Source organism: Streptomyces roseus, from assembly GCF_001044425.1.
GTDB lineage: Bacteria > Actinomycetota > Actinomycetes > Streptomycetales > Streptomycetaceae > Streptomyces > Streptomyces roseus.
Genome location: NZ_LFML01000149.1, coordinates 32,824 through 57,006, shown reverse-complemented (window position 1 = coordinate 57,006; position 24,183 = coordinate 32,824). Strand labels below are relative to the sequence as shown.

22 protein-coding genes are annotated in these 24,183 nt (G+C 75.3%); 3 read left to right on the top strand and 19 right to left on the bottom strand.

Translation table 11 applies throughout. From position 1 onward, the window contains the following. Window positions 1-5: 5 nt before the first annotated feature. From ACS04_RS30695 to ACS04_RS30675, 6 genes are all read right to left on the bottom strand, one after another. Window positions 6-2,279, bottom strand: coding sequence for a condensation domain-containing protein (locus ACS04_RS30695; protein WP_048480096.1), 2,274 nt, complete (start codon window positions 2,277-2,279; stop codon window positions 6-8). Window positions 2,280-2,552: 273 nt separating this feature from the next. Beyond that, on the bottom strand, window positions 2,553-3,392 hold the full coding sequence (locus tag ACS04_RS30690; RefSeq protein WP_048480095.1) for a 4'-phosphopantetheinyl transferase family protein: 840 nt from the start codon (window positions 3,390-3,392) through the stop codon (window positions 2,553-2,555). 16 nt (window positions 3,393-3,408) lie between these two features. Further along, window positions 3,409-3,558: a hypothetical protein gene (locus ACS04_RS39770; RefSeq protein WP_245236622.1), complete on the bottom strand. Its 150-nt coding sequence runs from the start codon at window positions 3,556-3,558 to the stop codon at window positions 3,409-3,411. Beyond that, window positions 3,546-5,189 (bottom strand): acyl-CoA dehydrogenase family protein, encoded by a 1,644-nt coding sequence (locus ACS04_RS37820; protein ID WP_053081042.1) that lies wholly within the window; start codon window positions 5,187-5,189, stop codon window positions 3,546-3,548. Before ACS04_RS37820 ends, ACS04_RS39770 begins: the two co-directional genes overlap by 13 nt. A gap of 330 nt (window positions 5,190-5,519) precedes the next feature. Continuing rightward, window positions 5,520-6,338, bottom strand: coding sequence for an acyltransferase domain-containing protein (locus tag ACS04_RS30680; protein WP_048480094.1), 819 nt, complete (start codon window positions 6,336-6,338; stop codon window positions 5,520-5,522). Beyond that, window positions 6,328-6,624 (bottom strand): antibiotic biosynthesis monooxygenase family protein, encoded by a 297-nt coding sequence (locus tag ACS04_RS30675; protein WP_048480093.1) that lies wholly within the window; start codon window positions 6,622-6,624, stop codon window positions 6,328-6,330. The genes ACS04_RS30680 and ACS04_RS30675 overlap by 11 nt, the downstream gene beginning before the upstream one ends. Window positions 6,625-6,905: 281 nt before the next feature. Here ACS04_RS30675 and ACS04_RS30670 point away from each other — a divergent pair, with 281 nt between their 5' ends. Continuing rightward, on the top strand, window positions 6,906-7,184 hold the full coding sequence (locus ACS04_RS30670; protein WP_048480092.1) for a PqqD family peptide modification chaperone: 279 nt from the start codon (window positions 6,906-6,908) through the stop codon (window positions 7,182-7,184). Between the two features lie 74 nt (window positions 7,185-7,258). Here the strand turns inward: ACS04_RS30670 and ACS04_RS30665 are convergent, their stop codons facing one another. The 6 genes from ACS04_RS30665 to ACS04_RS30640 all read right to left on the bottom strand — a co-directional run bounded on the left by ACS04_RS30665 (window position 7,259) and on the right by ACS04_RS30640 (window position 15,497). Continuing rightward, window positions 7,259-9,022 carry a condensation domain-containing protein gene (locus ACS04_RS30665; RefSeq protein WP_053081041.1) on the bottom strand — a complete coding sequence of 588 codons (1,764 nt, stop codon included), beginning with the start codon at window positions 9,020-9,022 and terminating at the stop codon, window positions 7,259-7,261. Between the two features lie 111 nt (window positions 9,023-9,133). Further along, window positions 9,134-10,090: an aromatase/cyclase gene (locus tag ACS04_RS30660; RefSeq protein WP_048480091.1), complete on the bottom strand. Its 957-nt coding sequence runs from the start codon at window positions 10,088-10,090 to the stop codon at window positions 9,134-9,136. 130 nt (window positions 10,091-10,220) lie between these two features. Then, on the bottom strand, window positions 10,221-11,180 hold the full coding sequence (locus ACS04_RS30655; protein ID WP_048480090.1) for an aromatase/cyclase: 960 nt from the start codon (window positions 11,178-11,180) through the stop codon (window positions 10,221-10,223). Continuing rightward, the gene (locus ACS04_RS30650) at window positions 11,180-12,013 is read right to left on the bottom strand and encodes an SDR family NAD(P)-dependent oxidoreductase (protein ID WP_048480089.1); all 834 of its coding nucleotides are present in this window, start codon (window positions 12,011-12,013) and stop codon (window positions 11,180-11,182) included. The genes ACS04_RS30655 and ACS04_RS30650 overlap by 1 nt, the downstream gene beginning before the upstream one ends. Continuing rightward, the gene (locus ACS04_RS30645; RefSeq protein ID WP_063839328.1) at window positions 12,010-13,830 is read right to left on the bottom strand and encodes an FAD-dependent oxidoreductase; all 1,821 of its coding nucleotides are present in this window, start codon (window positions 13,828-13,830) and stop codon (window positions 12,010-12,012) included. The genes ACS04_RS30650 and ACS04_RS30645 overlap by 4 nt, the downstream gene beginning before the upstream one ends. A gap of 65 nt (window positions 13,831-13,895) precedes the next feature. Next, the gene (locus ACS04_RS30640; RefSeq protein ID WP_048480088.1) at window positions 13,896-15,497 is read right to left on the bottom strand and encodes a class I adenylate-forming enzyme family protein; all 1,602 of its coding nucleotides are present in this window, start codon (window positions 15,495-15,497) and stop codon (window positions 13,896-13,898) included. A 173-nt stretch (window positions 15,498-15,670) separates the two neighbouring features. On the opposite strand from ACS04_RS30640, the gene ACS04_RS30635 reads away from it, so the two are divergent. Then, window positions 15,671-16,114, top strand: a complete 444-nt coding sequence (locus ACS04_RS30635) for a nuclear transport factor 2 family protein (RefSeq protein WP_048480087.1) — start codon at window positions 15,671-15,673, stop codon at window positions 16,112-16,114. A 71-nt stretch (window positions 16,115-16,185) separates the two neighbouring features. On the opposite strand, the gene ACS04_RS30630 is transcribed toward ACS04_RS30635, so the two are convergent. From ACS04_RS30630 to ACS04_RS30605, 6 genes are all read right to left on the bottom strand, one after another. Beyond that, the gene (locus ACS04_RS30630; RefSeq protein WP_245236621.1) at window positions 16,186-17,469 is read right to left on the bottom strand and encodes an FAD-dependent monooxygenase; all 1,284 of its coding nucleotides are present in this window, start codon (window positions 17,467-17,469) and stop codon (window positions 16,186-16,188) included. 4 nt (window positions 17,470-17,473) lie between these two features. Further along, window positions 17,474-17,737: an acyl carrier protein gene (locus ACS04_RS30625; RefSeq protein ID WP_048480086.1), complete on the bottom strand. Its 264-nt coding sequence runs from the start codon at window positions 17,735-17,737 to the stop codon at window positions 17,474-17,476. Between the two features lie 71 nt (window positions 17,738-17,808). Then, window positions 17,809-19,077 carry a ketosynthase chain-length factor gene (locus ACS04_RS30620; protein ID WP_048480085.1) on the bottom strand — a complete coding sequence of 423 codons (1,269 nt, stop codon included), beginning with the start codon at window positions 19,075-19,077 and terminating at the stop codon, window positions 17,809-17,811. Then, window positions 19,074-20,339 (bottom strand): beta-ketoacyl-[acyl-carrier-protein] synthase family protein, encoded by a 1,266-nt coding sequence (locus ACS04_RS30615; RefSeq protein WP_048480084.1) that lies wholly within the window; start codon window positions 20,337-20,339, stop codon window positions 19,074-19,076. The genes ACS04_RS30620 and ACS04_RS30615 overlap by 4 nt, the downstream gene beginning before the upstream one ends. After that, entirely contained in the window at window positions 20,336-21,100 is a 765-nt protein-coding gene (locus ACS04_RS30610; protein WP_048480083.1) for a thioesterase II family protein, read from the bottom strand. The genes ACS04_RS30615 and ACS04_RS30610 overlap by 4 nt, the downstream gene beginning before the upstream one ends. A gap of 149 nt (window positions 21,101-21,249) precedes the next feature. Further along, entirely contained in the window at window positions 21,250-22,071 is an 822-nt protein-coding gene (locus tag ACS04_RS30605) for an AfsR/SARP family transcriptional regulator (protein ID WP_048480082.1), read from the bottom strand. A gap of 214 nt (window positions 22,072-22,285) precedes the next feature. Between ACS04_RS30605 and ACS04_RS30600 the strand changes: the two genes are divergently transcribed. Further along, window positions 22,286-23,275, top strand: a complete 990-nt coding sequence (locus ACS04_RS30600; protein ID WP_245236620.1) for an AfsR/SARP family transcriptional regulator — start codon at window positions 22,286-22,288, stop codon at window positions 23,273-23,275. On the opposite strand, the gene ACS04_RS30595 is transcribed toward ACS04_RS30600, so the two are convergent. Beyond that, complete coding sequence (locus tag ACS04_RS30595) at window positions 23,201-24,109, bottom strand: MBL fold metallo-hydrolase (protein ID WP_048480157.1); 909 nt, start codon at window positions 24,107-24,109, stop codon at window positions 23,201-23,203. The genes ACS04_RS30600 and ACS04_RS30595 overlap by 75 nt on opposite strands. Window positions 24,110-24,183: the final 74 nt, after the last annotated feature.

The window sequence follows — 24,183 nt, the reverse complement described above, 5'->3', positions numbered from 1 at the left end:
AACGGTCAGGAATCCTGGCGGGTGGCCGCCCACAGGGCGCGGGAGAGGTCCCGGACCGAGGCCGGCCCGCCGTCGGCGGTGCCGCCGATCGAGACCAGCGGGGCGCGCCAGCCGTGGGCCCCGATCCGCTCGGCCACCTCGTACGCGACGGCTCCGCCGCCGGAGAAGCAGCCCAGCAGCAGGGGTTCGCCCGCGGCGAGGACCGGCCGCAGCGCCGCGAGGGCGGCCGCGGCGTCGGCCGGGGCGTCGAGGGTGACCAGCGCCTGCAACCCCCGGTGGGCCCGCGCCACCGGGGCGTAGCAGTCCGGCGGAGCGTCCGGGGGCGGTACGAGCAGCACCGTCCCGGCGCCGGGGTAAGCGGCGGGGCGCAAGGTGACGAGCCGCGGCGCGGCCCCGTACGGTCCGGCCACCGCGCGCGGCAGCGGCAGCCCGTCGAGCAGTGTCAGGGCGTCGGCGACGGTGGCGCGGTGGAGGTCGGCCTCCGGGAGCTCGCGCAGCAGCAGGGCGGTCTGGGCGAGGATCCGGGCCGCTTCGGCGTCGGCGAGGCGGGTCCGGTCGCTGTCGGCGGTCAGGACCAGGCCGCCCGCGCGGTCGTGGCGTGCGGTGAGGGCGAACGGCAGGCCCGTGTAGGCCTCGACGGGCTCCGGGGGGCTCACGCGCACATCGGCCTCGGCCAGTTCCCGGTCGAGCGGATCGGCGGGGCCGCCCGCCGCGGGGCGGGCGGACACCCGGTCGAAGGTGATCAGCGATTCGATCCGCGGCGGCTGCGGGCCCGTCTCCGCGCGGCCCGTCTCCAGGCCGCCCGTCTCCTCCCGGCGCATGTCCTCCCGGCCCGTCCACTTCCGGCCCGTCCACTCCCCGATCTGCCCGGCCGAGTTCCACTCGTACGCGGCCAGACCCAGCGCCCGGTCCCGGAGGTCGGTCAACAGCCGGGCCAGCGGGGCCGCCGGGTCCACGTCGACGGAGAGCGGGAGCGGGTTGGCGAGCGGGCCGGGCAGCCGGTCGGCGCCTTCGAGGGCTATGCCCCGCCCCGAGACGCTCACGCCGAAGGCGACGGTGAGGGGCTCGGCGGTACCGGGGGCCGACGAAGCCGCCCGGTGCAGTTGGAGGGCCCAGGCGGCGTGCAGGGCAGTGCTCTCCGCGACCCCGCGCGCGGCCGCCCACCCCCGCAGCCGCAGGGCCTCGGTGGGGTTGAGCCGTTCCACGGCGCGGCCGTAACCGCCGTCGCCCTCGCCCGAGGCCGCGGCGGGCACCGGAGCCGGCAGCGGTCCCGTCCCCGGCACCGCGGGGAGCGTACGGGCCCCGGCCGGCGGGGCCGCCCGGTTCCAGAACTCGCGGGCCGCAGCCGGGTCCCGGGCGGCCAGCCAGCGCAGGTGGTCGGGCAGTGCCGGGCGGCGCTCGCCGCCCGCCGGACGGCCTTCGGCCGCGTAGGCCCGCAGGAAGGACCGCAGCAGCAGCTGCGCGCTCGGGGCGTCGAGCAGGGCCTGGTGGTACGTCAGGACGATCCGGGCGTCGGGGCCGTGGGCTCCGGACTCCCCGTCGACGCGGCGGACCCGCAACGGGCCGGGCCGGCCGAGGTCGAAGGGCTGCTCGCGCTCGCTGCGGAGCACGGCGGCCCAGGCGGCCGCACCCGCGCTCGCGCCGCCGGCCGCGCCGGCGCCCGCGCCCTCCGGCTCGTACGGATCGTGGCGCACCCCGATCTCCGCCCGCTCGGCCACGGTGACGACGGGCCCGCTGCCGCCCCGGCCGGGACCGGGGGCGAACGCGGCGCGCAGCACGGCCTCGCGGTCGCAGACCGCCTGCCAGGCCGCGTCGAACCGGGTCCGGTCCAGCGGTCCGTACCAGCGGAGGTGCAGCTGGCCGAGGTGGAGCTGTGCTCCGGGCGGGGCGGTCATGGCGTCGAGCAGCACCTCGCGCTGGCGGGCGGAGGCGGGCAGCCCGGCGGCGGCCCCGGCCGGGTGCTCCGCCCGGCCGGGGGGCGGCTGCTGCGGCAGGGCGGCGAGCACGCCGGACCACCAGCCGGGGTGACCGTCGGCTGCCGCCGGGTCGGTGAGCAGGTCGGCGAGGCGGCCGGCCAGGCCGGGGCGGCCGGCGGGGCGTTCACCGGGGCGGCAGGTCAGCTGGAGCGTGTGGTGGGTGGCGGTGTGCCGGCGCAGGGTCGGGCCGCATGGGGCGGCCATGGCGAGGGCATTGGCCAGGAGCGGGGCGTCGAGGGGGCCGAGCAGGTCGAGCGCGAGCGGCGAGCCGGGCGCGATCACCACCGTCATGGCGCCGTCCATCCGCTCCCTCCCCCGTCGCATGCCGCAGAAACGCCTCCGATAAAGACGAGTCAAGTCGCAGTCAATTCTAAGGTAAAAGCTGGTCAAACAACATGCCTAAGGCATCGGACTGTCTGATTCCACATGGAAGTTGGCAAGTTCCATGTGGAACTTGCCCAGTTTTCGGGGTGATTCAGGCCAGCCGACCCGTTCAAGCCGCACTGATCAAGCCGCCCGCCCAAGCAGCCCCGCCCAAGCCGGGCCGATCAAGCCGGGCCGATCAAGCCGCCCCGATCAAGCCGGGCCGAGGAGCGAGGACACCATCCCGACGAAACCCTCGTCGAGCATCGTGGCCACGGCGCTGTCGCGGGACGTGCCCAGCCCGGCGTCGTGACAGGCGACGCTGAGCAGGTAGCGCCCGGCCACCGGGTAGGTCCCGAAGGCCCACTCCCCGTGGGTGGCGGGCGAGCCGTCGGGGGTGAGCAGCCCGGTCTCGCCGCCGGTCGCCGTCGCGAAGCCGAACTCGGCGAAGCCCATCCGCAGCCCCAGTCCGAGCGCCTTCGTGTACGCCTCCTTCAGCGTCCACAGCCGCAGCATGCCGGCGCTCCGCCCGCGCTCCCCGAGCGCCGCGAGCTCGGCGCGCTCGGCCGGCGTGCAGACCTGGTCCTGGAGCAGGTCGAAGGACAGCCTGCGGTCGGCGGGTTCGGTGTCGACGCCGATGCGCCCGTTGCGGCTGATGCCGACCGCGATCAGGTCGTCGGTGTGCGTCAGGCTGAGGTCGATCTGGTCGAAGCCGCGCAGGTACGGGCGGCCCCCCGGCTTGTACGAGAGGTCCAGCTCGGCCGGCCCGCAGCCGAGCGCGGCGGCGGCCGTGTACCGGATCGCCAGCCGGGAAGCGACGAAGCGGTGCCGGGCGGTGGCGTCGGCCGTGTCCCGGTAGCGGGCCCAGTCGCGGCCCAGCAGGCCGCGCAGCACCGCCGGGGAACCCGGCTCGGCCGGCCACTCGTTCCAGGTGGTGTGGACGCAGGCGTTGCCGCGGCGGGTCATGTCCGCGGCCACCTGCGACCAGGGCGCTTCGGGCCCCGGGGCGTGCACGGGCACGCTGAGCAGCGGCGAGTTGTGCCAGGCGGTCATCGCGTCTCCCCCGCGGTCACTGGGCCAGTTCGGTGGCGTCGAGGTCGCAGCTGCGGCCCGCCCGGTAGCGGCGTACGAGCTCTTCCAGCACCTGCCCGAGGCAGTCGTCCGGCAGCTCGGGCACCGGAATGCCGAGGCGGCCGCCGATCCGGGTCAGCGCGAGCACGGCCCAGGCGGGCGAGGCGAGGAAGGGCTCGCTGCCGTCCTGGCCCTCCCATGTGCCCAGGACCGCGGCGGCCGCGAGCACCAGCGCGTAGCGGTCGCTGAGCACGCACCAAGCGGGTCGGCCAGGGCTGCCGCGCCCTGCGGGATCGCCCGGCACTGCTCGCGCAGCGCCCGCAGTTCGGTGACGAACGCCTCGGCCAGGTCGGCGAGGACGGCCAGTTGACCGCCGACCCCCCGGACCTCGGCGAGGCGGGCGGCCGATCCGACGAGGGAGGCGGCGAGGAAGTCCCCGCCGTCGGCTATGCCCAGGAGCCGGTAGTCGAGGTGCGGCAGGCTCGCGCCGGAGCGGAACAGCTCGGACGGCGGCTCCTCCTCCTTGAACCAGGCCCGCTCGGCCAGCGCCCGCAGCTGCGGCACGATCACCGCCTGGCAGGCGGCGGTCCCGGCGTGCCCGAGCCCGGCGACCGGCAGATCGCGCGAGAGCTTGTCCAGCGCCCCGTACTCGGGCGTGCCGTGCTGGTAGCCGCGCGAGCCGAGTACGGCCGCCAGCTCCTCCAGGCTCTCGCGCAGCAGGTCGGGGACCACGTACTTGACGGCCGCCGCGAGCACATGGGTGCGGTCGGGCAGCAGGCTCAGGGAGCGCAGCGCGACGCCGGCCATGGAGTCGCAGGCCAGCAGATCGGCGAAGACCCCGGCCAGCGGCTTGTGGAAGCGGCGGGCGACGGGCCGGCTGCGACCGGTGGTGGCGGCCCGTACGGCGGAGTGCAGGACGGTGCCGGCCGCGGCGACGGCGGTCGCGGCGATCACGCAGCGGTTGACCTGGTACGTGCGCAGCGCCAGCGCCACGCCCTCGCCGACGCGGCCGACGAGCGCGGAGCCGGGGACCTCGCAGTCGGTGAACCGGAGCCCGGAGAAGAGGGATCCGCGCATGCCGGCGGTGGGAACGCGGGGCAGCCGGGCCAGGCCCCCGGCGGCGGTGAGCTCCTCCGGGTCGAGGAGGAGGACGGAGTGGCTGAGCGGACTGCGGGCGCGGTCGGTCCGGGCGTAGACCACGTACGCCTGCGCCCGGGCGGCGTTGATGATGACGTCCTTGCGGCCGCTGAGCGAGAAGCCGCCGCCGGCCAGCGGGGCGGCGGTGAACTCGTCGCGCAGGATGGCGTTCGCGTGGGCCAGCTCGTGGTGGACGATCGAGGCGCGCCCGCCCGCGAGCAGGACGTCGGCGGTGGCCCGGCGCTGGGCCGTGCTGCCGGCCGCCCAGACGGCGGAGGTCGCGAACAGGGAGGTGATCCCGGAGCCGAAGCCGAGGGCGAGATCACGGCGGAAGACCGGGCGCAGCACCTTGACGAGCAGGTCGGCGCGGGTGAGCCGGCCGCCGAACTCGGCGGGCACGAACTCCGCGCCCAGGCCCGCGCCGACGAGCAGCCGCTCGGTGGCGGCCGGCGGCTCGCGCCGCTCGTCGGCGGCGAACAGGGCGCCGAGCCCGTGCGGGTTGGCGCCGTCGTACGGGTCGCCGAGCAGGGCTTCCAGGCGCGCGGCCCGGCGCAGCGCGTCGGTCTCCTCGGCGGCGCGGGCGGCGCTCCGGCCCGCGGCCCCGCTCTCGGTACGCGTGGGGGTCTCGGTGGTGGTGGCCATGGCGGCGGAGATCAGCTCCTTCGTCCGGGACTCCCGGCCTGCTGCGCGCAGTCCGCGGGGCTGGTCCGTCTTCTGTTGCGGGTATCGCGGTGGCGCGGGTCCTGCGGTGTGGCGGATGGCGGATGGCGCGGGTCCTGCGGTGTCACGACGGGTCCTGCGAGGTGACGGGTGGCGCGGTTCCTGCGGTGGCCCGGGTGGCGCGGGTCCGGCGCCGTGTGTGCGGCGGGTCCCGCGCGTCCTGCCGCTCTTCAGCGTGCGGGGATCCGCTCGACAGCCGCTCGAGGCTTCGTGCAGCGGCGGCCGGAGCCGGCCGGAGACCGGCCACCGGGATCACCGGTGGTGGCCTGCGGCCCGCCCCTCGGTTCGTTCGGGCCCCTCGATGTGCGGCAGCACGGCCCGGGCGGCGCGCAGTTCACAGCCGGGCAGGGTGTCCTCGGGGTCGGGCCCGCAGGGGTGGGGGCGGGTGAACCCGGCCGCCTCGAGGGTGCGGACGGCGTCCGCGGTACGGATGACCTGGTGTGTCTGGAGCAGCAGCCGTTCGGGCCGCAGCGGGCGTTCGTCGCGGCCGGAGCCGATGGGCCGGCCGGTCGCGGTGCAGACGAGGTGGACGGAGCGCGGCGCGGTGGCGCTCTCGCGGGCCGCCTTCAGGAACTCGGCCTCGGCGGCCCGCGCGGCGCCGGGTGCGGGCCGGGGCGGGACGAGGCGGCCGAGCGCGGCGACGAGCCGGGCCGCGTCGGCGAGCGTGAGCACCCCCGCCACGTGCGCGGCGGAGAGTTCGCCGGCGCCCTGGCCGGCGACGGCGTCGGCGCACAGCCCCCAGCTCTGCCAGAGCCGGTACACGGCGACCTGGAAGGCGAACAGCGCCGGCTGGGCGAACTCGGCCCGGCGGATCAGCCCCGAGTCCACCCCGCCTTCGGGGGCGAAGACCACGGCGGCCAGCGGCATCCGCAGCCACGGGTCGAGTGCCTCGCGTACCGCGTCGTACGCGGACCGGAACGCGGGGACGGCGCAGTACAGCTCCCGGCCGAGGCCGAGGCGGCGGCCCGCGTGACCGGTGAACAGGACGGTCAGGGGCGGGGCCGGCGGACGGCGGGGCGGGCGCCGGCGGCCGGGTCGGCGGGCGAGGAGCGCGGCCGCGTCATCGGACACCGGGCGCCGCCTCCACGGTCTCGTACAGACCGGGTTCGGGGGTGGCCAGCGGGCCGAGGTCCTTGACGAGGGCCTGGAACTCCTCGCTGCGGACGGCGTCGGCATGGGCCTGGGCGTCCTCCCACACGGCGAGTTCGAGGAAGACCCGCTCGTCGCCGAGGTGGCGCAGGGCCTCGTGCCCGATGTAGCCGGGCCGGCTGCTCATATAGGCGGTCAGCCGGTCCTTCACGGCCAGGAACCGGTCGATGTCACCGTGGACGGTCAGCTTGTTGACGAAGGTCACCATGGGGGCTCCTCGGGTGTGCGGGTCTGGGGGGTGCCCGGGTGTGGGTCCGGTAGCCACGCTCGACGGCGCGGCTCGAAGAGCCCTGGAAGACGGCTCGACCACTCCTCCAGCCCGCTTTGACGGATCCTTCCCCGGGCCCGGCCGCCCACCCCCCTAACTCCGTGAATCAGCCGTACAGGGGGTGTGCGCGGGGGAACCCCAGAAACCGCGAACCCCCATGGATCCTGCCGGATTTCCGTAATAGCTTGAGGGTTCCTCGACCGCCGGCCCTGGAGGTGCCCGTGCGCATCCGACCGATGCCGGGGGTGCGCGTCGCCTCCGTGGACGGCGACGGCCGCCTGGTGCTGATGGCCGCATCGACCGCCGGCCCGGAGAGCTACCGCTGCGGCCCCGTGGGCACGGCGATGTGGATCGCCCTGCGCCAGCACGACGGCGACACGGCGGCCGCCGCCGATCTCCTCGCCCGCCTCTGGGACACGGTCCCCGAGAACGCCCGCGCCGACCTGGACCTCTGGGTGGAGGAGATGCGCGACGCGGGCCTCCTCCACGCCGTCGCCTGACCCCGTGGGCCCGTAGCACCCGCAGGTCCCGTACGCCCCGTCGGCCGACGCCGGCCGGCGCCCCCGGGCGCGGCTCAGCGCAGCGCGGCCGCCAGCGCGCGGGAGAGGGACCCGGAGTCCGCGGCCACGGCCACCACGGGCTCGGGCCATCCGAAGGCCGCCACCCGGCGGGCGATCCGGAGGGCGAGCTCGGCGCCGGGCTCGTGGCAGCCCAGCACCAGCGGCTCGCCCGCCGCCAGCACCGGCCGCAGCGCCGCCACGCACCCCTCGGCGTCCGAGGGGCCGTCGAGTGCGGCCAGTTGACCGTCCCACCCGTGGACGCGGGCCGGCGCGGCGATGCGGCCGGCGGCCCCGCCGGGCGGCGGGACGAGCACGACGGTCCCGGCTCCGGGCCGGGCGGCCCGCCACAGGACGACGAGGCCCGCGGGCACGGCTGCCGTCCCGGGCGGTGGCTGCCGGGGCGGCGGCCAGGGGCCCAGGAGGCGCAGGGTCTCGGCCACCGTCGTCAACCGGCGGTCGGTGGTGGGGAACCGGCGGAGCAGACCCGCCGTACGGTGGACGGCCCCGCGCGCGTCCGCCCGCATGGTCCGGTCCTGCACCCCGGTCAGCACCAGGCCGCCGTCGAGGTCGTGGTGCGCGGTCAGCGAGAGAGCGTGGCCGCCGGACGTGTTCACCGTCTCGGGTCCGGTCAGGCGTACGCCCTGGGCAGCCAGGTCCTCGTCCAGGGGGTCCGTGTCGGCGGGGGGCGGGGGGTCGAAGGACAGGAGCGTCTCGGCCGCGGGCCCTGCCGGGGTGCGGCCGCTCCACGCCCGGACCTGGCCCGTAGAGACCCATTCGTACGCCGAGAGGTCGAAGGCCCGGTCGGCGAGATCGGCCAGCAGCCCCGCGAACAGCCCCTCGGGGTCGACCTCCACCGACATCGGCAGCGTGGTGCGCAGCGGGCCCGGCAGGCGGGAGGCCCCGTCCAGGGGGATGCCGCGGCCGGAGACGGCCGTCTCGAACGCAACCGGGACGGGGCCGCCCTCCGGCACGGCCCGGCGCAGCTGGAGGGCCCAGGCCGCCTGGAGGGCGGTGCTCTCGGTGATGCCCTGCGCGGCCGTCCAGTCCCGCAGGAGGCAGGCCTCGTGGGGGGCCAGCCGGGCCGTCGTACGGAGCCCGGCCACGCCGCCCCCCTGCGGCAGCGTGGCCGAGCCCGCCGGCGGCGCGGCCCGCGACCAGAACGCGCGGGCCGGACCGCAGTCCTGAGCCGCCAGCCAGCGCAGGTGGTCCCGCACATCGGGACGCCGTTCGCCGCCGAGGGACGCCCCCTCGGCGAGGTAGGCCCGGACGAACGCGCGCATCAGCAGCCGTACGCTGCGCCCGTCGAGCATCGCGTGGTGGTACGTCAGGATCACGCGTTTCGGGCCGGCCGGGCCGGGCTGCTCGTCCAGCAGCGCGATCCGCAGCAACCCCGGACGCGTGGGGTCGAAGCCGCGCCGCCGCTCCCCCGCCAGCAGGGTCTGCCGGTCGGCGGATCCGTACGGATGGCGCACCAGCTGCGGTACGACCCGCCGGTGCACGACGACCCGGGGCCCGCCGCGGGCCCCGTACGGGGCGAACGCGGCCCGCAGCACCGCCTCCCGGTCGTACACGGACTGCCACGCGGCCAGGAACCGCCGGGTGTCCAGCGGCCCGTACCAGCGCCAGTGCAGCTGCTCGACGTGCGGTGCGGAGCCGGGCCGGGCGGCCATGGCGTCGAGCAGCACCTCGCGCTGGCGGGCGGACGCGGGCAGTCCGGGCCCGGAACGTGCGGGTCCGGGGTGTGCGGGCCGGCCTGCCTGCTCGGAACCGACGCTCATCCTCTCCCCCTCGTCTCGGCCTCGGACTTCAAAGGGGTCGAGTATGCGCGGGGAACCCACATATCGCTGACGCGTGCCTGACATGCCGACGGAGCCCCGGCGGAGCCGGCCTCACAGGGTCCGGATGGCCGTCTCCGCGTGCCGTTTCGCGAGGGCCAGCGTCGCCGCGCTGCTCAGTCCCAGTGCCTCGCGCACGTACGTCCTGGCCTCGGCCAGGCCGGCGCCCGGGCCCAGGACCCGCTCGATCGCCTCCTCGCGCAGCAGCACGCTGTGCTGCGAGACGGCGGTCACGCCGCTCTCGTCGGGGATCAGCGACCATTCGCCGGTGTGCGCCGCCATCAGCGCCGGGGTCTCGGTCTGCTTGTAGACGATCCGGCCGGCCGCAGGGAAGCACACCCGCACCGACTCCGTCGTGTGCGCGGAGCCGTCCGCGGTCACGGTGTCCATGCTCAGCAGCTGCACGCCCGGCGCCTCCTCCGTCACGGCGACGCGCGAGACGTGCGGGACGCGGTCGGGCCAGTCGGCGGCCTCGTAGAGGAACTGGTAGGCCAGATCGGCCGGCCCGGTGATCCGTACGGAGTCCTCGAAGGACAGCAGCAGGCCGTCGAGCCGGGTCCAGTTCTCCGCGGCCTCCTTCAGCGTGGCCAGCTGGGCCCGGCTGTTGGTGTCGGTGGCCTCCTTCGTCCACTCGACGTCGGCGGGCCGGTCCCCGGCGACCGCGAAGTCGTGGAGCAGGACCAGCCGCGAGCGCCCGGTGCCCCGGGGCTCAACGATCCAGCTGCCGCCCATCGAGACCACCGGGGCGGCGGGCACCTCCTGGCGGAAGTCGATCCGCAGCCGGGTCGCGTCCAGCGTCCGGCGCGAGAGCCAGGACCGGACGCTCCCGTTCGCGGTCACCCACATGTGGAACCGGTCGCGCGAGCCGTCGAAGTCGAGCCGCTCGACGTGGATGGCCGACGGGAAGTACAGCGGCCACTGGGTCGTGTCCGCGATCAGTCCGTAGACCACGCCCGCGGGAGCGTCGACGTCCACGGAATAGGACGTGCGGTGCACCTGCTGGACCGACATCGCCACACCTTTCCGTCACCGTTGATCCAGAGTCTGTGCGTACCGGCCGGAGCTCCGGTCGAGACGGCCTGGAGCCCGGGCAGGAGCCGGACCGGGCCGCGCCCGGGCTCGCGGCCCCGGCCGCCGCGCCTCAGCGGGCGAGCGCCGACTCCGCGTACCGCTTCGCGTACGTCATCGTCGCGGTGCTGTTGCGGCCGAGCGCCTCGCGCACGTACCGGCGGGCCGCGGCGAGGTCGGCCGAGGCGCCCAGCACCCCGGCGACCGCCTCCTCCCGGAGCACCACCCCGTGCCGCGAGGTGACCGTCGAGCCGTACGCGCCGCCCGTGACCGTCCACACACCGGTGTGCGCGGACATCAGGGCGGGGGTGCGGGTCTGCTTGTAGACGATGCGGCCGGCCGCCGGGAAGCACACCCGCACGGACTCCGTCGTGTGCGCCGATCCGTCGGCCGTCAGCGTGTCCATGGCCATCACCTGTACGCCGGGCAGCTCCTCGGGCTCGGTGAGATCCAGCCGCGATACGTGCGGCAACAGCTCCGGCCACCGCTCGGCCCGCTCCAGGAACGCGTAGACCAGCTCCGGCGGGGCGTCCACGCGCACCGTGTCCTCGAAGGACATCACGAGCTCGTCGAGGCCGCCCCAGCGCTCACCCAGGCGGGCCAGGTTCCCCAGCTCCGCCCGGCTGTTGGTGTCGGTGGCGCGCTCGACCCACTCCACGTCCTCGGCCCGGTCGCCCGCGACCGAGAAGTCGTGCAGCAGGACCAGCCGCGAACGCTCGGCTCCCAGCGGCTCCACGATCCACGTGCCGGTCATCGCCGACAGCGGGGCCGCGGGGACCTCCTGGCGGAACCCGATGCGGCGCGCGGCCGCGTCGAGCACCCGGCGCGAGGTCCAGGACGTGACCCGGCCGTTCGCCGTCGCCCACATCCGCAGCCGCTCGTTGACGCCGTCGAACTCCAGCCGCTCCACGTACACGTTGGGCGGGAAGTACAGCGGCCACCGCTCGGGGTCCGCGATCAGTCCGTAGACCACGCCGGCGGGGGCGGCCACCTCGGTCTCGTGCACGGTGCGGTGCACCCGCTCGGCCGCCATCAGAAGTTCCCCAGCCCGCCGCAGACGTTCAGCGCCTGTGCGGTGACGGACGCGGCGAGGTCCGTGGTGAGGTAGCCGACCATGGCCGCCACCTCCTGCGGGGTCGCGTACCGGCCCAGCGGGATCTTCGCCTCGAACTGCTCCTGCACGTCCTCGGCCGTGGTGTCCCAGGCCGCCGCGTAGCCCGCCCGCACGCGCTGCGCCATCGGGGTCTCCACGTAGCCCGGGCACACCGCGTTGACGGTGATCCCGGCCGGGGCCAGCTCCTTGCCGAGGGCCTTGGTGAAGCCGACGACGGCGTGCTTGGACGCCGAGTAGGGGGCGCCCAGCAGGACGCCCTGCTTGCCCGCCGTGGAGGCGATGTTGATGATCCGGCCCCACGGGGCGCCGCCGAGGCCGCCCCGCACCAGGACCTCCCGGGTCAGCAGGAAGACGCTGTTCAGGTTGGTGTCGATGACGTCGTACCAGAGCTCGTCGCTGATGCCGGCGGTCGGACCGCCGCCGCTGCGCCCGGCGTTGTTGACCAGGACGGACACCGGGGCGTCCCACTCCGCGACGGTGGCGGCGACCAGCTCGGCGACCGCCTCGCGGGAGCGGACGTCGGCGGCGGCGCCGGCCACGTCCAGGCCCTCGGCGCGCAGTTCCTCGACGGTCCGCTTGACGTCCTGCGCGGTCCGCGCGCACAGGAACACCCGGTGCCCGCGCGCTGCCAGGTCCCGTACGACCGCCAGGCCGATGCCGCTCGTGCCGCCGGTGACGAGGGCGACCGGCCGGTGCGGCGCCGCCGGCGCCGGCCGTGCTGTCGTCGTGGACGTCGTGGTCGTCGTGGTCATCCCTGAGCCTCCAGTACCCGTGGCGGAACTCCGACCGTGTCGTGGAGTTCTGGAGGTGCGGTGGAAGCCGGATCGAGGCCGGGTGCCGGTGCTGCCGCGGCCGGCGCCCCGCCGGGCCCGGCCGGAGGCAGGGCGGCGCGCGGCCCCAGCGGTGCCAGGGCACGGGCGAGGGCGTTGCGGGTCAGGGCGGCGCCGCCCGCGGCGACGTATCCGTCGGGCCGGATCAGCAGCCAGCCACCGGGCCGCAGCCCGAGCGCCCCCCGCAGCACCCCGCCGGGATCGGCCAGCGGCCGGGGCCCGCCGGGGCCGCCGACACCGGGACCGGCACCGGCCCCGGCACCGGCGGAACCGGCGGGGCCGCCGACCGCCGCCCCGTCCCCCACCGTCCGGACCGACAGCCAGTCGCCGTGCGCGCGCGCCGCCGCCTCCGCCACGGCCCGCAGGGTCGCGCCCGGACCGCCCGCCTCCCACACCAGGGTCCAGCGGGTGTCGCGCAGTTCGGTCCGCAGCGCCTCGGAGCCCGGGTCCCCGCGCCGCGCCGCCGCCGCGGCGGCACGCGAGCCCGCGGGCAGCCCCATCAGCGGGTCGGCGGTGGTGAGCGGGCTCTGCCCGTACGAGAGGCGCAGCCCGGACATGCCGCCGAGGACCTTGCGCTGGATGGCCCGGCGCAGGGGCCCGAGGGTGCGTACGAGGGTGAAGACGACGGGCAGCGCCACCCCGGCCAGGGCGTTCTTGAACTGGACGAGGAAAGTGGCCCTGCGGGTCGATCCGATCAGCGCCTCGCCGACCGGCACCCGCTCCTGTCCGTACGTGGCCAGCAGTTCGGGCCCCGCCTGTCCGCGGGCGGCCATCGCCAGTTTCCACGCCAGGTTGTACGCCTCCTGGACGCCGGTGTTCATGCCCTGCCCGGAGGCCGGGCTGTGCACGTGGGCCGCGTCGCCCGCCACGAAGCAGCGGCCGTCGTGCATGCGCGGCACCATGCGCTGCTGGAAGGTGAAGACGGAGGTCCACTCGGGTTCGCCGACCCGCACCGTGCGGCCGAGCCCGGCGCTGAGCTTCCGCGAGAAGCGCCGTGCCGGATCGTCCCCCGGCCGGGCCCCGGGGGCGGTGTCGAGCAGCCGCCAGTACCCCTCCCGCTGGTACGGGACCATCATCAGGGCCTGGCTGCCGGTGTGGACCCAGTAGATGGTGTCGGGCGGCAGGTCGGTGGAGACGGGGGCGTCGGCCAGTGCCCAGGTCTCGCTGGACTCGCCGAGCAGCGGCAGCCCGAGCTGTTTGCGTACGGTGCTGTGGCCGCCGTCGCACCCCACCAGCCAGGGCACCTCGTACTCCTCCGCGCTGCCGTCCGGATGCTCCAGCCGGGCCCGTACGCCGTCCCCGTCCTGTTCGAGCGAGGTCAGCCGCACCCCCCATTCGACGGTGACGCCGAGCCGGGCGACGGCCTCGCGCAGCACGGCCTCCGTCTCGGTCTGGGCGATGATCAGGCTGTACGGGAAGCGGGTGGGCATCGTCGCGTAGTCCGCGTCGAGGCGGACGAGCCGGCTGCCCCGCGCGTACATCGTGAAGGCCCGGTTCTTGCGGCCCCGGGCGAGGACCGCGTCCACGAGGCCCATCTGGTCGAAGGTCTCCAGGGTGCGCGGGTGGACGGCCACGGCGCGGCTCTCGCGGGCCGGTCCCGGGGCCCCGTCGACGAGGCGTACGCGCAGCCCCCGCCGGGCCAGTTCATGGGCCGCGGTCAGGCCCACCGGGCCCGCCCCCACCACGAGGACCCGGGCGGACCCGGCCGCCCCGGACGGTGTGCCGGTACTGCTCGCCACGTGGTTGCTCCTCTGCTGTTCGTACGTACGGGAAGGGCGGGCCCGGGCCGGGCGCGGACCCGGGGTCACACGGCCGCGGCCGCGGCCTCGGCGGCGGCCCGGCTGCGCAGGCCCAGCCGCAGCGGGCGCCGGTCGGGCTTGCCGACGGGGCTGCGCGGCACGGCGTCGAGCACCTCGACGCGGCGGATCTGCTCGAAGTCGTTCAGGCGGGCGTTGGCGCGCTCCACGATCGAGTCGAGGACGTCGAGCAGACCGGGGGCGGTGGGATCGCGCAGCACGATGCCGGTCCACACGAGCGCGCCGTGCACCGGATCGGGCCAGCCCGCCACGATGCATTCGGCGACGCGCGGGTCGGCGCCGATGACGTCCTCGACCGCGCTGGGCGAGACGATTTCGTTGTCGTACTTGAAGACGTCGTCGAGCCGGTCCACCAGGAACAGCACGCCGTCCTCGTTGCGGTATCCGACGTCCCCGGTGGAGAACCAGCCGTCGGCGTCGACCGGAGAGGGCGCGTCGTCGTCGAGGTAGCCGGCCATCACCTGCGGCCCGCGGACCTGGACCTCGCCCGTGGCGTAGACGTCGAGCGGGGTGCTCGTCTCCAAGGCGACGATGCGGCATTCGGTGCCGGGCACGGCGGGTCCCACCGAGCCGCTCTTGGGGGTGCGCGGGTCCTGGCAGTGGGAGAGCGGGGAGAGTTCGGCCAGCCCGTACCCCTGGATGACGGGGACGCCGAGGCGGGCGCGGAGGGTGCGGGCGGCGGTGGGGGACAGGGCGGTGCCGCCGGAGAGGACGGCGGTCAGGCGGCGCCCGCCCGGGAAGTCGTGGGTGAGCCGTTCGTCCTGGGCGAGGCGGTGCAGGCGGGCGGGGAGCCCGTAGTAGTGGGTGGCCCCGGCACGGGCGGATGCGGCGAGCGAGGCGAGGGGCTCGGGGTCGGTGCACAGCACCTGGCAGGCGCCCGCGTACACGCCCGAGTTGAGGTGCATGGTGTGGTAGAGCGGCAGGTGGTTGAGGGTGACCGAGTCGCTGCCCAGGTCGTGGGCGGCGGCGGTCTGGGCGGCGTTCGCCACCAGGTTGCGGTGGGTGAGCCGGACGCCCTTGGGGCGGCCCGTGGTACCGGAGGTGAACTGGATGCAGGCGTCGGCGTCCAGGTCGACGGTCCCGGGCAGGTCCGTGCGCTCGGGCGCGCGGGCCAGGGCCTCGGCCAGCGGGAGGGCGTCGCCCGGGACCACGCCGTCGGACGCGTCGGTCACGACGACGCAGCCCAGGTCCGGCAGCCGGTCGGCAGCCTTGACCAGCAGTTCGGCGGTGGCGGTCGGTACGAAGGCCACCTCGGCCCGGGCCGTCCGCAGGACGTGGACCAGGCCCGCTTCCTTGATCAGCGGGTTGACCAGGACGGCGGTGTTCCCGCTGCGCACGGTCCCGTAGTAGGCGGCGGCGAAGACAGGGTCGAGGACGTTGGCGACGCCGACCCGGGCCCCGCGGCGGCCGAGGGTGTGCTCCAGACAGGCGGCGAAGCGGTCGGCCCGGGAGTCCAGTTCGGCGAAGGTCACCGTCTTCGTGAAGCCGGTGCCCGTCGCGGTACGGATCGCCAGGCCGGCGGGGTCGCGGACCGCCGCCCGGCGCAGCAGGCCGTCCAGCGGGAGTTCCGGGTACACGAATCTCGGCATGGTGCTCTCCTCCTGGCTCCCGAAGGGGCGGCCGCGGCTGCGTCGGCGCCCCTGAGACCTGTCCGGCCTTGGACGCTGTCGGCCCAGCCTGGGCAGCGGCGCTTGAGGAGTCTTCGAAGGGCGCTCGATCCGCGGTGCGGATGCTGTCGGGAACCGATGGAACGGAGTCCCCGATGACAGTGACGACGACGGCGGCAGAGGTGGAGTTCGGCCTGCTGTACGCCGAGGTGCAGCAGTTCTACTCCCGCCAGATGCAGCTCTTCGACTCCTTCGAGGCGGAGCCGTGGGCGCAGACGTTCACCGAGGACGCCGTCTTCGACGTGCCGACGCTGCCCGCGCCGGTGGTCGGGCGCGCCGCCCTCGCCTCGAACGTCCGGCGCAACGCGGAGGTCCACGCCGGCAGCGGCGAGCTGCTGCGGCACTGGCTGGGCATGCTGGACGCGCGGCAGCAGTCCGACGGGACGGTGCACACCCGCAGCTACGCGCTGGTGTACCTGACCCCGCGGGGAGGTGAGCCGAGGGTGCACCGGGTCTGCGTGATGGAGGACGTACTGGTCCCCGCGCCGGGCGGCTGGCAGGTCGCCCACCGCCTGGTGACGCGCGACGACCTGCCCTGAGCCGCCGGGCCCGCCGGGCCCGATGGACCCGATGGACCCGGCCCGCAGACCCGCAGACCCGCAGACCCGGCCTACAGCGACCGGTTGACGTGCAGCACGGGGAACAGGTCGGTGCGCACGCCCGCCGGGTCGTGGCCGTGCGCGACCTTCCGGGTGATCTTCGCGCCGATCGGGGTACGGGTGACGACCGCCGCGGCCCGCGCCCGCAGGAACGCGGCGGCCGGCCCTCCCCCGCCGAACAGCGAGCGGGCCTGCATGACCTGCATGCGGTGCACGGCCGCGGCCGCCGGGGCGCGCCGGTCCTGGTAGGGCGCGAGGCGCCGCGCCGTCGGCTCCCCGTCGGCCAGCGCGCCGACGAGTACGGGGTGCAGCGCGGCGGCGTCCTGGAGGGCCAGGTTGATGCCCTGGGCGCCGATCGGCCCGTGGGTGTGGGCGCTGTCGCCGAGAAGGACGAGCCCGTCGCGCACCCATTCCCCGGCGTGCGAGGCGAACACGTCGAGCAGGGTCAGGTCGGCCATCGACGTGATCTGCTCGTGCACGAGGTCGGCGTACTGCGGCAGCACCTCGGCCAGTTCCCAGCGGATGTCCTCGATGCCGCGGCGCACGGCTCCGCGCCAGCCCCCGTGCGGCAGGGTCCAGCCGATCCGCAGCCGGTCGGGGTGGGTGTCGTGGACGAGTACGGCGCTGCCCTCCCCGCGGTGCACCCGTACCTGCCCGGTGGCCTGTCCGGGAGCGTGCACCGAGAACCACACCACGTCGTGGGCGAAGGAATCGCGGCGCCCGGCGTCGATGCCGGCGAGCGCGCGGGTCTTGGAGAAGCGGCCGTCGGCGCCGACGACCACCTGGGCCCGCACGGTGACGGGCACCCGGTCGGGGCCGTTGACCACCGCTCCCGTGCAGGGGCTGTCCGGGCGCTTCTGAAGGAGCGCGGCGATCCGGTGCCCTTCGAGCAGGGTGAATCCCGGCAGTTCCCGGCAGGCGGCGAGGAGTTCCTCCAGCAGGTGGGGCTGCGGGAGGGCCAGCAGGTGGTCGTACGGGGCGCGCAGCCGCCCGTAGTCGATGTCGAGCAGCACCCGCTCCCGCTCCAGCACCTGGAACCCGCGCAGGCGGGCCGCGCCGCGGGCCGTCGCTCCGGCCAGGACGCCGAGCTCGTCGAGGATCCGCTGGCCGCCCGGCTGGAGGATCTCGCCGTGGAACTCGCGGCGCAATGCGGTGGAGCGTTCGACCAGGGTGACGCGGAGGCCGGAGCGCAGCAGCATGAGCGTGAGCGCCAGCCCGGCGGGGCCGGCGCCGATGACGCAGACGTCGGTGTCGAGGGTGGCGCCGGTGTCGCCGGTGGGGGTCTGTCGGATCACGGAATCAGACCGCTGCCCGTGCGGAGAGCACCTCGTTGACCATGGCGAGGTAGCGGCGGGGGGTGTCGGCGTCGTCGAGGGCCTCCTCGTCGAGGAGCACGTCGTACTCGCGCTCGATGTGGCCGGTGGTCTGGAGGACGGCGAGCGAGTCGTAGCCCAGTTCGAACCAGTTCAGGTCGAGGACGTCGCCGTCGAGGTCGACGCCCTCCTCCTCGCCCGCGCACTCGCGCAGGATGCGCTTCAGGTCGTCGAGTTCCAGCCGCTCCATGGTCTCCCTCTGTTTCTGGTGGGTGGCGTGTTCCGGGTACGGGTTGGGCGTCAGGCGCCGGCCGTCAGGCCTCAGGCGTCGGCGGCGCGTATGACCACGGCGGAGTTGAAGCCGCCGCGACCGCGGGCCAGGACGAGCGCGGTCCGCAGCGGCAGCCCCGTCGCCGGGGCGGGCGCGCCGGTGACCAGGTCCAGCCGGTACTCCTCGGCCGGGAGCTCGGTCCCGGTGGTCGGCGGGATCAGCTGGTCGCGCAGGGTGAGCAGGGCCGCGGCCACGTCGAGCGCGGCGCCCCCGGCGGCGAGGCGCCCGGTCATCGACTTGGGCGCGGTGACGGGCACCCCGTACGGGCCGAACAGCGCGGCGAGGGCCTCGGCTTCGGCGCGGTCGGCGCCGCGTTCGCCCGCCGCGTCGGCGAAGACGACGTCGATCTCGTCGGGGTGGACGCCCGCGTCGGCCAGCGCCAGTTCCGCGGCCGCGCCGAGCCGGGAGGCCCCGTCGGCGTCGAAGGTGGCGGCGTGCCCGGCGAGGACGCCGTGGACGCGGGCGCCGCGCCGGCGGGCCTCCTCGGCGCCCTCCAGGACCAGCAGCGCGCCGCCCTCGCCGGCGACGTGGCCGCTCGCGTCCTCGGCGAACGGCAGGTAGGCGCGGGCCGGGTCCTCGCCGTCGGTGAGCCCGCCGCCGGCCAGGTAGGCGGCCCAGCCCCAGGGGCACAGGGCGGAGTCGATGCCGCCGGTGACGACGAGCTCGGCACCCTTGCGGATCTGGCGGCGGGCGTGGGCCATCGCGTCGAGCCCGCCGGCCTGCTCGGAGACGAGCACTCCGGAGGCCCCGCGCAGGCCGTGTTTGATGGAGATCTGACCGCTGTTGACGGCGTAGAACCAGGCGAAGGACTGGTACGCGGAGACGTGCTGGCCGCCCTTGCTCCACAGCGCCTGGAGCTCCTGCTGGCCGAACTCGAAGCCGCCGAAGGAGTTGGCGGTGACCACGCCGGCGGCGTGCTCGGGCAGCTGCGCGGGATCGGCCCCGGCGTCGTCGAGGGCCTCCTTCGCGGCGGCCAGCGAGAGCCGGGTGACGCGGTCGGTCTGCGGCATGAGCCGGCTGGAGACGTGCTCGGCGTCGACGAATCCGGGCACCTCCCCGGCCAGCTTCACCGGGTAGCCGCTCGCGTCGAACCGGCTGACCGGCCGGATGCCGGAGCGGCCGCGCAGGACGGCGGACCACCAGGCCTCGGTGCCGAGCCCGTTGGGCGCGGCGACCCCGATGCCGGTGACGACGGGGGCGGCGGTACGGGAGGCGCCCGGGGAGGGGGCTGCGGTCGGGGCGGCGAGAACGGTGGTCATCGGTCCGCCTTCAGGGGCGGGCTGGTCAGGATCATGGCGCTCTGGAACCCGCCGAAGCCGCTGCCGACGGTCAGGACGGCGTCGGTGCGCTGGCGGCGGGCGGTCAGCGGGGTGTAGTCGAGGTCGCACGCCGGGTCGGGCTCGTGCAGGTTCGCCGTCGGGGGGACGGTGTCGTGTTCGATGGCGAGGGCGCAGGCGGCCACTTCGAGGGCCCCGATCGCGCCGAGCGAGTGCCCGATCATCGACTTGATCGAGCTGACGGGGACCTCGTACGCCCGCTGCCCCAGGCTCCGTTTGAACGCCTCGGTCTCGTGCTTGTCGTTCTGCTTCGTGCCGGATCCGTGCGCGTTGACGTAGTCGATGTCCCCGGGCTCCAGTTCCGCCTCGGCGAGCGCGGCCGTGATGGCGGCGGCCATCTCGATGCCGTCGGGCCGCAGGCCGGTCATGTGGTACGCGTTGCTGCGCGAGGCGAAACCCGAGATCTCGGCGTAGAGGTGGGCGCCGCGCGCGCGGGCGTGCTCGTACTCCTCGATGACGAGGACCGCCGAGCCCTCTCCCAGGACGAACCCGTTGCGGGTGCGGTCGAAGGGCCGCGAGGCGGTCTCCGGCTCGTCGTTGCGGGTGGAGGTGGCGCGGATGGCGTCGAAGCAGGCGGCGGTGATCGGCGTGATGGGCGCCTCGGCCGCGCCGGTGACCATCACGTCGGCGCTGCCCTCGCGGACGAGGTCGACGGCGTGCCCGACCGCGTCGAGGCCGGAGGTGCAGCCGGTGGACACGAGCGCCACGGGCCCCTGGGCCCCGACGGTACGGGCCACCTCGGCCGCCATGGAGCTGGGGACGAAGTAGTCGTACAGGTGGGGCACGGCCTTGGTGTGGTCGACGAGCGTACGGGTGCCCTGTTCGCTGACCACCCCGTACTGGGCGTCGAGGCCGGTGGTGCAGCCGAGCGCGCTGCCGAGGGTGACCCCGGTGCGCGTGGCGTCGTACGAGCCGGCCAGGCCGCTGTCCGCGAGGGCCTCGCGGGCGCTGACGACGGCGAACTGGGCGGCGCGGTCCAGGCGGCCGGCCTGCTCGGCGGTGAGCCCGGACTCCTGCGGGTCGAAGTCGGCCTCGGCGGCGATCCGGGAGCGGAAGCCGGAGGCGTCGAAGAGGGTGATGGCGCGGGTGGCCGTACGGCCGTCGGTCAGCAGCGACCAGAACTCCTTGGTGCCCGGGCGGCCCGGGGCCACGACCCCGATGCCCGTGATGACGACGCGTCTCATGATCGGTCCCCGTCTTCTGTGTGGTGGTGGCGCAGCACGATGCGGGCGGCCCGGCCGAGCATCCGGGGCAGTTCGGAGCCCCGGACGAAGAAGTGGCCGCCGGGCACGGTCCGCCGTACGAGCCGGCCGGTGGTCCAGCGCTGCCAGCCCGCGGCGGCCTCGAGGCCCACGAGGGGGTCCTCGGCGCCGGTGACCGCGAGCACCGGTACGGGCACGGGGCCGGGCGCGGCCGGCGCGACGGCGGCGGCCCGCAGGTTGCGGGCGAGGCGCAGGTCGGCGCGGAGCACGGGGAAGACGGAGCGGAACCACACGTCTCCCGGCTGGACGCCGGGCGGCAGCGCGTCGAAGCGGTCCAGGACGCGCAGCAGGTCCTCGTCCGGCAGCCCGGCGGAGTTCGCGAGGGCGGCCGGCAGGTCCGGCGGCGGGCTGGCGCCGACGGCCAGCAGTGCGGGCGCAGGCAGCCCGTACTCCAGGGCGGCGTGGGCGACCGTGAGGGCGACCGTCGCGCCGAGGCTGTGCCCGTAGAGGACGTAGGGGGCGCCGGGGTCGTCGGCGATCTGCTCGAAGAGCGGCTTGAGGTCGGACAGGAGCTCGTCGCGGGTGGTCAGCCGGACCTCGCGGCGCCGTTCGTCGCGCCCGGGCAGCAGCCAGGGCGTGGTCCTCACGCCGCTCCCGGCGAGCTTGTCCCACCGGTAGAACGAGGACACTCCGGCCCCCGCGTGTGCGAAACAGTGCAGCCGTACGGCCCGTCCGTCGCCCATCGCCACCTCCCAGGAACCCCGCCGCGTAGGCCTCGACACTCACCGACCGCGCTTGAGACCGGCTCGAATCGGTGTGTACGACCGCCGTGGAAGGCACTGGGAGGGACTGGAGGGACCAGAGGGACTGGCGGGACGGGACTGGTGGGGACTCAGGCGGCGTAGAGGTCGAAGGTGGACCCCCTGCGCGGTCCCGCCACCACGTCCAGCGCCGGATCCACCGTCAGCATCGCCTGGTGCAGGCGCTGCAGCTGCGGGGACGGCTCCACTCCGAGTTCGTCGATCAGGCGGTTGCGCAGCCTGCGGTAGACGTCCAGGGCGGTGGCCTGGCGGCCGGACCGGTACAGCGCGACCATGGCCTGCGAGTGCAGGCCCTCGTGCTGGGGGTGCCGGGCGATCAGCTCGGTCAGTTCGGCGATGACCTCGACGTGGCGGCCGAGCCGCAGGTCGGCGTCGATGCGCCGCTCGACCGTCACGAGCCGGCTCTCCTCCAGGCGCATGACCTCGATCTCCAGGATCGGTCCCACGCGTACGTCGACCAGCGCCGGGCCGTTCCACAGTCCGAGCGCCTTGCGCAGCATCTCGGCCGCGCGCTCGTCGTCCCCGTCCTCGTACGCGTGCTGTCCGCCGACCACGAGGGTCTCGTAGGCGTGGACGTCCACGGCGTCCGGCGGTATCTGCAGCAGGTAGCCGCCGTGCCGGGTCGCGAGCACGTCCTTCGCGCTGCCCGGGACGCCCGGCCCCATGGCCGTGCCGAGTCTGCGGCGCAGCTGCAGGATGTACGTCTGCAGCGTGGTGAGCGCGCTCTGCGGGAGGTCGGTGCCCCAGATCTCCTCCATGAGGGTCTGCACGGGCATCACCCGCCCCGGATAGAGCGCGAGCAGCGCCAGGATCTGGCGCGGCTTGCCCGCCGTCGGAACAATCGAGCCCCCGTTGACCTCGGCACTCAACGGACCCAGAACCTGAATCTTCACGGTGTCCTCCGTATTTCGTCGAGTTCCCATCGATTTTCAGCCTTCGACTCCGGCACGGTAGCGGTGTCCAGTGTGCCGTCCCGGAATTCTTGAGCCGGTGTCGAGCCGCCCTCCGCTTCCGACGGTTGCAGGCTGAAAAGCAGCTGCTAGATTCCGTTCGGGGGATGGAATCCGGCACCCATTTCATTTCAGCCGGAAAGGGGGCGCGAGGCCCGTGGACGACACCGTGGACGGCATCGTTGACGGCACCGGGGAAATGGACTTCCGCGTCCTGGGCCCGGTGGAGGTGCTCGACCGCCGTACGGGAACGTACGCCGCCCCGTCCGGCGCCAAACAGCGGGCGCTGCTCGGCGCCCTGGTGGTGCGGGCGGGCCAGGTGCTGCCCGCCGAGCGGCTGATCCACGAACTGTGGGGCGACCGCCCGCCGCCGGGCGCGGCCAACGCGCTGCACGCCCACGTGGCCCGCCTGCGCCGGCTGCTCCGGCGAGCGGCCGGCGAGGACTGGATCTCCACCCGCGCGACGGGCTACACGCTGGGCCGTCCGGCGGCGCGCACGGACGCCCACCGCTTCCAGGACCTCTCCTCGAAGGGCCGTGGAACGCTGGCCGCCGATCCGGTCCGGGGTGCCCAACTCCTCGGAGACGCCCTCGCCCTGTGGCGGGGCCCGGCCCTCGCGGGCAGCGGGCAGGGCCCTCTGTGCGCGAGGGAGGCCGAGCGGCTGGAGGAACTGCGGCTGACCACGCTGGAGACCCTGTACGAGGCCCGCCTGCGCAGCGGCCGCCACGCCGAGGCCGCCCGGGAGCTGGAACGGCTGACGGCCCGCCACCCGGTGCGCGAGCGGCTCTACGACCTCCTGATGCTGGCCCTGTACCGCTGCGGCCGCCAGGCCGAGGCGCTCGGCGTGTACGAGCGCGCCCGCCGCCGCCTGGTGGACGAACTCGGCGTGGAGCCGGGCCCGGCGCTGCGCGGGCGCATGGAGGCGATCCTCCACCACGCCCCGTCCCTGTCCGCACCGGACCCGGACGCCACGCTGCACGAACTGGGCGGCGCCATAGCCCGCCTGGGATTGCGGATCGAGACCCTGGCGCGGGAGCAGCAGGAGCTGATCCGGCGTCTGGAGGGCCTGACCTCAGGCGTGACAGGCCAGGGGCCGCCCGTGGAAGGCGGTCATCTCCTCGAACAGGGCGCCGACGTCGAGGGGTGACCCCTCGGGCAGCCGGCCCTCCGCCTCCACGTAGCCGCGGTGGAGGTTGGGCAGCAGCCGCTCGGGGTCGAGCAGTTCGCCGTACGGCCCGAGGTCGGTGCCGCGGGCCAGCTCCAGCGGGCTCACCCCGGCCGCGAGGCCCTCCCGGGCCAGCTGCCGCACCCAGCGCAGGTAGCCCTCGTTGACGTCGAACACCTCGGGCCCCGCGACGGGCCCGTGACCGGGGACGACGGTGGTGGCGCCCAGCCCCCGCAGTCGCTCCAGGGCCCGCAGGCTCCCGGCGACCGACCCCATGACGCAGAACGGGGTGACCCCGTTCATGACGAGGTCGCCGGTGAACAGCACCCCCTGATCGGGCAGCCAGACGACGGTGTCGTCGGTGGTGTGGGCGGCCGGCCCGATGTGGATGAGCTCGGCGCGGACCTCCCCCACGTGGAGCGTCGTCCGGTCCCGGAACGTCAGCTCGGGCGGCCGGACCTCGATGTCCCCCCAGCACACGTCGGGCCACAGCCCGGCCATGTGCAGGCCGGCCGCCCGGACCATGGCCCGGGTCCGCTCGTGCCCGATGGTGAGCGCCTCGGGAAAGATGAAGTTCCCGTAGGTGTGGTCCCCGTGGAAATGCGTGTTGACGAGGGCCCGGGGCGCCCGCCCCGCCACCCGCACCGCGGCCTCGCGCAGCCGGCGGGCCCGCTCCTCGGTGGCGGCGGTGTCGACGAGCGCGCTGGACCCGCGATGGCTGATGATCCCCGCATTGTTCAGGCACCACCCGCCTTCGGGCTGCACATAGGCATGGACCCCGTCGGCCACCTCGACAACGCCCGGCTCCCCGCCCATGCCCACCTCTCCCGTTCCGTCGAAGACCAAGGCGAAATCCTCTCCCGCCCGCCTCGATTCCCGCTTGATTTCCG

What these genes read in the sequence shown, in the direction of transcription:
- ACS04_RS30625 (WP_048480086.1), bottom strand. Translation starts at nt 17,737, where the DNA reads ATGGAGCGGCTGGAACTCGACGACCTGAAGCGCATCCTGCGCGAGTGC.
- ACS04_RS30635 (WP_048480087.1), top strand. Translation starts at nt 15,671, where the DNA reads ATGACAGTGACGACGACGGCGGCAGAGGTGGAGTTCGGCCTGCTGTAC.
- ACS04_RS30665 (WP_053081041.1), bottom strand. Translation starts at nt 9,022, where the DNA reads ATGAGCGTCGGTTCCGAGCAGGCAGGCCGGCCCGCACACCCCGGACCC.
- ACS04_RS30595 (WP_048480157.1), bottom strand. Translation starts at nt 24,109, where the DNA reads ATGGGCGGGGAGCCGGGCGTTGTCGAGGTGGCCGACGGGGTCCATGCC.
- ACS04_RS30650 (WP_048480089.1), bottom strand. Translation starts at nt 12,013, where the DNA reads ATGACCACGACGACCACGACGTCCACGACGACAGCACGGCCGGCGCCG.
- ACS04_RS30620 (WP_048480085.1), bottom strand. Translation starts at nt 19,077, where the DNA reads ATGACCACCGTTCTCGCCGCCCCGACCGCAGCCCCCTCCCCGGGCGCC.
- ACS04_RS30675 (WP_048480093.1), bottom strand. Translation starts at nt 6,624, where the DNA reads ATGGTGACCTTCGTCAACAAGCTGACCGTCCACGGTGACATCGACCGG.
- ACS04_RS30660 (WP_048480091.1), bottom strand. Translation starts at nt 10,090, where the DNA reads ATGTCGGTCCAGCAGGTGCACCGCACGTCCTATTCCGTGGACGTCGAC.
- ACS04_RS30690 (WP_048480095.1), bottom strand. Translation starts at nt 3,392, where the DNA reads ATGACCGCCTGGCACAACTCGCCGCTGCTCAGCGTGCCCGTGCACGCC.
- ACS04_RS30695 (WP_048480096.1), bottom strand. Translation starts at nt 2,279, where the DNA reads ATGGACGGCGCCATGACGGTGGTGATCGCGCCCGGCTCGCCGCTCGCG.
- ACS04_RS30615 (WP_048480084.1), bottom strand. Translation starts at nt 20,339, where the DNA reads ATGAGACGCGTCGTCATCACGGGCATCGGGGTCGTGGCCCCGGGCCGC.
- ACS04_RS30610 (WP_048480083.1), bottom strand. Translation starts at nt 21,100, where the DNA reads ATGGGCGACGGACGGGCCGTACGGCTGCACTGTTTCGCACACGCGGGG.
- ACS04_RS30655 (WP_048480090.1), bottom strand. Translation starts at nt 11,180, where the DNA reads ATGGCGGCCGAGCGGGTGCACCGCACCGTGCACGAGACCGAGGTGGCC.
- ACS04_RS37820 (WP_053081042.1), bottom strand. Translation starts at nt 5,189, where the DNA reads ATGGCCACCACCACCGAGACCCCCACGCGTACCGAGAGCGGGGCCGCG.
- ACS04_RS30640 (WP_048480088.1), bottom strand. Translation starts at nt 15,497, where the DNA reads ATGCCGAGATTCGTGTACCCGGAACTCCCGCTGGACGGCCTGCTGCGC.